This window comes from Anoxybacillus sp. ST4 (assembly GCF_019448545.1).
GTDB lineage: Bacteria > Bacillota > Bacilli > Bacillales > Anoxybacillaceae > Anoxybacillus > Anoxybacillus pushchinoensis.
Genome location: NZ_JAHZOE010000013.1, coordinates 65,632 through 71,999 on the forward strand (window position 1 = coordinate 65,632; position 6,368 = coordinate 71,999).

A 6,368-nucleotide genomic window follows, 5' to 3' on the forward strand; every position below is an offset into this window, starting at 1 on the left:
TTTATTCGTACGTTTTTTATTCTAAACAAATGGACAATGGAATATGTTTGTACTAAATGTAATCAGGAGGGATGAACATGGTTCGCGCTGTTTTGCATGGAGTGATAACAATTTTTATAAGCGCCATTATATGTAGTTTTATATTCGCTCTTTTGTTAAAATTGACAAGTTATGATGAAACATCGTTACGATGGGTCATGCACGTTCTCGCATTTTTATCGTTATTTTTTGGTGGATTGATAGCAGGGGGGAAAGGAAAGGTTCGCGGCTGGCTGCTTGGCGGTGCAACGAGCATCATCTTTACAACGATCATTTTTTTATTCCAATTTCTTGGAATGAATCAAATGTTTTCGCTTGAACAATGGGGATACCATGCTGGTTTTCTTATTACGGCGATGGTTGGTGGCATGATTGGCGTCAATGTAGCGACATCGAAATCACGAAGCGCATAAAAATAAGACAGGCCGCAACCTGTCTTATTTTTCGTTGACAACTTCACGAATGGCCGCACGATCGTATGTAAGACGTGAACCGTCACCGGCACGAATGACAACCGTATGTTCATCGAGCGAATCGATGATGCCGTGCAACCCGCCAATCGTAATCACTTTGTCTCCTTTTTGCAAATTCGCCTGCATTTGTTGAACAGCCTTTTGGCGCTTTTGTTGTGGGCGGATAAGCAAAAAGTAAAAAATCGCGAAAAACAAAATGAGCGGCAACAAGCTAGCTACTGTTTCCATATGTTTCACCCCCTTTTAAAAGTTTTTTGCATTCGGCTGATTAAAGCCGTATTGTTCAAAAAACTGCTCACGAAAATCGCCAAGGCGATCTTCGCGAATGGCCTGTCGAACTTGCTCCATTAATTTTATCAAAAAGTAGACGTTATGGTAAGACGTAAGACGAATGCCAAACGTTTCATCGCATTTAATTAAATGACGAATGTACGCGCGCGTGTAATTGCGGCACGTATAGCAGTCACAGTTCGGATCAAGCGGCGTAAAATCGCGCGCATATTTCGCATTTTTAATGACGACGCGCCCTTCGCTTGTCATCACTGTTCCGTTGCGACCGATGCGCGTCGGCAACACACAGTCAAACATATCAATGCCGCGAATCGCTCCGTCAATGAGTGAGTCTGGTGAGCCAACGCCCATTAAATAACGAGGTTTATTCGCTGGTAATAGCGGCGTTGTAAATTCTAATACACGGTTCATCACATCTTTCGGCTCACCAACCGATAAGCCGCCGACCGCATATCCTGGGAAATCGAGCGACACTAAATCTTGCGCGCTCTGTTTGCGAAGCTCTTCAAACTCCCCGCCTTGTACGATACCGAACAGTCCTTGTTCATTCGGACGTTGATGCGCCTTTAAGCATCGCTCTGCCCAACGGCTCGTCCGTTCAACCGAACGTTTCATATATTCGTACGTGGCAGGATACGGCGGACATTCATCAAACGCCATCATAATATCGGAGCCGAGCGCATTTTGAATTTCCATCGCTTTTTCTGGCGATAAAAATAGTTTATCGCCATTTAAATGGTTGCGGAAATATACTCCCTCTTCCTCGATGCGACGAAATTCGCTTAAACTAAATACTTGGAATCCGCCGGAGTCTGTTAAAATTCCGCGATCCCAATTCATAAAAGTATGGAGACCGCCTGCTTCTTTCACGATATCATGGCCTGGGCGAAGCCATAAATGATACGTATTGCTTAAAATGACGCCAGCTCCCATTTCTTTTAATTCCTCCGGAGAAAGCGTCTTTACCGTCGCAAGTGTGCCGACAGGCATAAACATTGGCGTTTCAAACGATCCGTGCGGCGTATGCAATATGCCGAGACGCGCGCCCGTCTGCTTACACGTTTTAATGAGTTCGTAACGAATTGGTGTCACATATAGTCCCCTTTCTCGTTTTATATAATAAGCATCGCATCGCCAAAGCTGAAAAAGCGATAACGCGCTTTTACGGCTTCTTCATAGGCACGCAGCACGTTTTCCCTTCCAGCTAATGCGCTAACAAGCATAATGAGCGTTGATTTTGGCAAATGGAAATTTGTAATCATCCCATCAATAGCACGAAACGTATAACCAGGATAAATAAAAATATCCGTCCAGCCGCTTTCTGCGACAAACGTTCCTTGATGGCGAGAAGCAATCGTCTCAAGCGTGCGCGTTGATGTCGTACCAACGGCAATAATGCGTCCACCTTTTGCTTTGACATCATTTAGCAATTGAGCAGTACCTTCCGTCATTTGATAAAACTCCGCATGCATATCATGTTCTTCAACATTTTCCACGTTCACCGGACGAAATGTACCTAATCCGACATGTAACGTAATAAAGGCAAGATGGACTCCCTTTTTTTTCACATCATCAAGAAGTTGTTCAGTAAAGTGCAGCCCTGCCGTCGGCGCCGCCGCAGAACCAGCTTCACGCGCATACACCGTTTGATATCGGTCGCGATCGTCAAGCTGTGCTTTAATGTACGGAGGAAGCGGCATTTCACCAAGCGACTCGAGCACTTCAAGAAAAATGCCATCATACGAAAACGAAAGCACACGTCCCCCATGCTCAAGTTCAGCGATACACTCCGCGCGTAAACGGCCATCGCCAAATGAAATGGCCGTTCCTACTTTCACACGCTTCGCCGGCTTAACGAGCGTTTCCCAGCGGTCACCGTCAAGCTGCTTTAATAAAAGCACTTCAATGTGCGCGCCTGTTCCTTCTTTTTCCCCGTACAGACGCGCCGGCAAAACACGCGTATCATTTAAAACGAGACAATCTCCTTCGTTCAAATACGATAAAATGGAGCGAAACGTCGGTTCATGTGTAACTTCGCCTGTTTGTTTATTCAATACCATTAAGCGCGACGCTTCACGATTTGGAAGCGGTGTTTGCGCAATAAGTTCTTCTGGTAAATAAAAATCAAATAAATCTACTTTCATATTCACGTCCCTTTCTTTATTCTATTAACGAAAACGACCGACGATATAAAAAATAAGCGATAAAACGACGCTTAAAATGATGGACGTCATAATTGGAAAATAAAATGTCGCGTTTTCTTTTTTAATAACAATGTCCCCAGGCAAGCGCCCAAGTTTAATAAATTGCATGAGAAAACCAACGATGATGAACATGACACCAATGAGCATGATCGTCTTTGGTAAGTTCATTAGCGCGGCACCTCCAAACCGAAATGGTTGTAAGCAAGCGGTGTGACGACTCGTCCCCGCGGCGTTCGCTGCAAAAAGCCAATTTGCAATAAATACGGTTCATACACGTCTTCGATCGTTTGCGCCTCCTCGCCGATTGTAGCGGCGATCGTTTCTAATCCGACCGGACCCCCGCGAAACTTCTCCATCATGCTTTTTAATAGTTTATGGTCAAGATGGTCTAATCCTAACCGATCGACTTGCAATTGTTCGAGCGCCTCATTCGCCAATGTAAACGTAATCGTTCCATCCCCCCGCACTTGAGCGAAATCGCGCACGCGGCGCAACAATCGATTCGCAATGCGCGGTGTTCCACGCGAGCGGCGCGCCACTTCCCATGCTGCTTCGTCTTCGATTTTTACCGCAAAAATGTGCGCTGTTCGTTTCACGATATGAGCAAGCTCTTCTGGCGTGTAGTACTCTAATCGGCTCAAAACGCCAAAGCGGTCGCGGAGCGGGGCGGAAAGCGCCCCTGATCTTGTCGTCGCCCCTACAAGCGTAAAAGGCGGCAAATCGAGTCGGACAGAACGAGCGGCCGGCCCTTTTCCAATGACAATATCTAAACAGAAATCTTCCATTGCAGGATATAACACTTCTTCTACCGCGCGCGGCAGACGATGAATTTCATCAATGAATAGCACATCCCCCGGCTCAAGTGTCGTTAAAATCGCAGCTAAATCTCCCGGACGTTCAATCGCTGGACCTGCCGTCGTTCGCAACTGGACACCCATTTCGTTTGCGATGATGGCAGCAAGCGTCGTTTTCCCAAGTCCCGGCGGCCCATACAACAACACATGATCAAGCGTCTCTCCGCGCATTTTTGCCGCTTCAATAAAAACCGTTAAGTTTTCTTTCACTTTTTGCTGTCCGATATATTCTCGCAGCTGTTTAGGGCGAAGACTATACTCAAGCGATGCATCGTCGTAGTCAGCTGCGCCTGAAATGAGACGCTCTTCCATCGTGCATCCTCCCTTACTTCAATAGTTTTTGTAAAGCAAGCTTAATATATCCTTCTGTCGATAGCTGCTCTTGTTTTAAAATTGGCATCACTTTTTGAATTTCTTTTTCCGCATAGCCGAGCGCCTTTAACGCTTCAAGCGCTTCGGAAAGCGCGTTTATTTCTTCAACTGGCTCGGTAAATAAATTCGGAAACGCGTCTGGAACAACGGCTTGCAATTTTCCTTTTAAATCTAAAATCATTTGTCGTGCCGTTTTTTTTCCGACGCCCGGAAACTTGCATAAAAACTTATCATCTTCTGCTTCGATCGCTTCAACAAGCTGTTCTATCTGCCCTGCAGCTAAAATAGCGAGCGCTCCTTTTGGACCGATGCCCGATACTTGCAACAATTTAACGAACAACGCCCGCTCTTGACGAGTATGAAATCCGTAAAGGGCAAGCACATCTTCACGTACATATTGATATGTATATACAACAATTTGTTGCTGTTTATTGATTTGGAATGAAAATGGATTAGGGGTAAACATTTGGTAGCCTATGCCGTTATTTTCAACGACAATATATTCTGGGCAAACGTAATCTACATATCCACGAATAAATTCAATCAATGCCGCGTCCTCCTTTTCTCACGCCTTTCATTTTAGCATAATATAAACTATGCGGAAAGCGCGAGCCGAAACGCATATGTTTGAACGTTGAACATAAAAAAAGCCCGCTCTCATTCGCGGACTTATTTTCCGAACGGCTCATACGCTTCGATGACCCGTTTATAATTCCTTTTTGAACGAACAGAAATGCCTTTTTTCAATTTTTCCTGTTCATGACTTTCAAGCTTCTTTACATCAATTTGAAAAAACGACTGAATGACACGTGAAGACTCGCCCGGTTTCCCTTCAAAAATGGAAAGTGTTCCATCTTTCGTAAGACCAAAATAGCCCGCTTTCGTTAACGGGGAAAGATCGTCAACGTACCGTTGAAAAACAATTTGCTCGTCATCCATATTGATGAGGTGCCACTCTTTGTACTTGTTCCATATGTCCTTCATTGATGTCACCGTTTCTTCACGTATTTCTTCGCTTACTTCTCCATCCATATATACCGTTTCCAAAATGACAGTCATTTGTACTGGCGTCGTGTTGTGCGCTAAAAATAAACTCAGCAATAATGTAAGCACCATCATTTCTCACCTCATTCATATGTTTTCCATTTTCAAAAAAAATAAACGGTCTTGCCATCGCAAGACCGTCATTCTAACATCGATTCATCTAAGTTATGGTAAATTTCTTGAACGTCATCGTCATCTTCAAGCATATCAATGAGCTTTAACATTTTCGTTAAATCGTCACCTGTTAGCGTCGTATACGTTTGTGGAACCATCGTGATTTCGGCCGTCGCAAACGTAAATCCTTGTTCGGCTAACGCATTTTTTACATGTTCAAACTGTTCTGGAGACGTGTAAATCTCGAACGAATCTTCCGTCGTTTCCATTTCGTCCGCACCGGCTTCAAGCGCTTGTAATAACATATCATCTTCATCAATGTGTAGCCCTTCACGAGCGATAACAATGAATCCTTTTCGATCAAATAAATATGATACGCACCCTGTTTCTCCTAAGTTCCCACCGTTTTTCGAAAACGCTACCCGGACATTCGATGCGGTGCGATTTTTATTATCTGTTAAACAAATGACCATAACAGCGACGCCGCCCGGACCGTATCCTTCGTAGCGAATTTCTTCGTAATGTGTATGCTCTTGATTGCCTGTCGCTTTTTTAATGGCGCGCTCAATATTTTCGTTCGGCATGTTCGCCGCTTTCGCTTTTTCAATCGCAAGACGCAACGTTGCGTTTGTCGCTGGGTCACCCCCGCCCATTTTCGCTGCCACGTAAATTTCCTTGGCGAGCTTCATAAATATTTTACCGCGTTTCGCATCTTGTGCGTTTTTGCGACGTTGAATATTTTTCCATTTGGAATGCCCTGCCATTTGGATCCCCTCTCATATGTGAAAAATGTCCATAAAAACTATAACAAAAATGAACGAAAAAAAACAGGGGGAAAGCCCCCTGTTTACCAGACTGTTGAAAAACGATTTTGTCAAGGACAAAATCGTTTTTCTTTTGTTAATATGTTAAAGGAAAACTATGAAGAAGGAGAGGTAGAAGTATGTACCGTCCTTTCTCCAAGTCAGAATTGAAAA

The 6,368-nt window shown here is 44.3% G+C and carries 9 protein-coding genes; 1 reads left to right on the forward strand and 8 read right to left on the reverse strand.

Annotation, left to right across the window (positions count from 1 at the left end):
* Positions 1-77 precede the first annotated feature (77 nt).
* Positions 78-452, forward strand: a complete 375-nt coding sequence (locus K1I44_RS09695; RefSeq protein WP_091702236.1) for a TIGR04086 family membrane protein — start codon at positions 78-80, stop codon at positions 450-452.
* 24 nt (positions 453-476) lie between these two features.
* On the opposite strand, the gene yajC is transcribed toward K1I44_RS09695, so the two are convergent.
* The 8 genes from yajC to K1I44_RS09735 form a co-directional block, all read right to left on the reverse strand.
* Positions 477-740 carry a preprotein translocase subunit YajC gene (gene yajC, locus K1I44_RS09700; protein ID WP_003396247.1) on the reverse strand — a complete coding sequence of 88 codons (264 nt, stop codon included), beginning with the start codon at positions 738-740 and terminating at the stop codon, positions 477-479.
* 15 nt (positions 741-755) lie between these two features.
* Positions 756-1,895 (reverse strand): tRNA guanosine(34) transglycosylase Tgt, encoded by a 1,140-nt coding sequence (gene tgt, locus K1I44_RS09705; RefSeq protein WP_091702230.1) that lies wholly within the window; start codon positions 1,893-1,895, stop codon positions 756-758.
* Between the two features lie 20 nt (positions 1,896-1,915).
* Positions 1,916-2,947, reverse strand: a complete 1,032-nt coding sequence (gene queA, locus K1I44_RS09710; protein WP_219986036.1) for a tRNA preQ1(34) S-adenosylmethionine ribosyltransferase-isomerase QueA — start codon at positions 2,945-2,947, stop codon at positions 1,916-1,918.
* A 24-nt stretch (positions 2,948-2,971) separates the two neighbouring features.
* Positions 2,972-3,175 carry a DUF2905 domain-containing protein gene (locus K1I44_RS09715; RefSeq protein WP_003396253.1) on the reverse strand — a complete coding sequence of 68 codons (204 nt, stop codon included), beginning with the start codon at positions 3,173-3,175 and terminating at the stop codon, positions 2,972-2,974.
* A complete protein-coding gene (gene ruvB / locus K1I44_RS09720) occupies positions 3,175-4,173 on the reverse strand; it encodes a Holliday junction branch migration DNA helicase RuvB (protein WP_003396255.1) in 999 nt (332 codons plus the stop codon). The genes K1I44_RS09715 and ruvB overlap by 1 nt, the downstream gene beginning before the upstream one ends.
* 13 nt (positions 4,174-4,186) lie before the next feature.
* Positions 4,187-4,780, reverse strand: a complete 594-nt coding sequence (gene ruvA / locus K1I44_RS09725) for a Holliday junction branch migration protein RuvA (RefSeq protein WP_003396256.1) — start codon at positions 4,778-4,780, stop codon at positions 4,187-4,189.
* Between the two features lie 122 nt (positions 4,781-4,902).
* Positions 4,903-5,349: a BofC C-terminal domain-containing protein gene (locus K1I44_RS09730; RefSeq protein ID WP_370627988.1), complete on the reverse strand. Its 447-nt coding sequence runs from the start codon at positions 5,347-5,349 to the stop codon at positions 4,903-4,905.
* Between the two features lie 68 nt (positions 5,350-5,417).
* Entirely contained in the window at positions 5,418-6,155 is a 738-nt protein-coding gene (locus K1I44_RS09735; RefSeq protein WP_003396260.1) for a YebC/PmpR family DNA-binding transcriptional regulator, read from the reverse strand.
* Between the last annotated feature and the right edge of the window lie 213 nt (positions 6,156-6,368).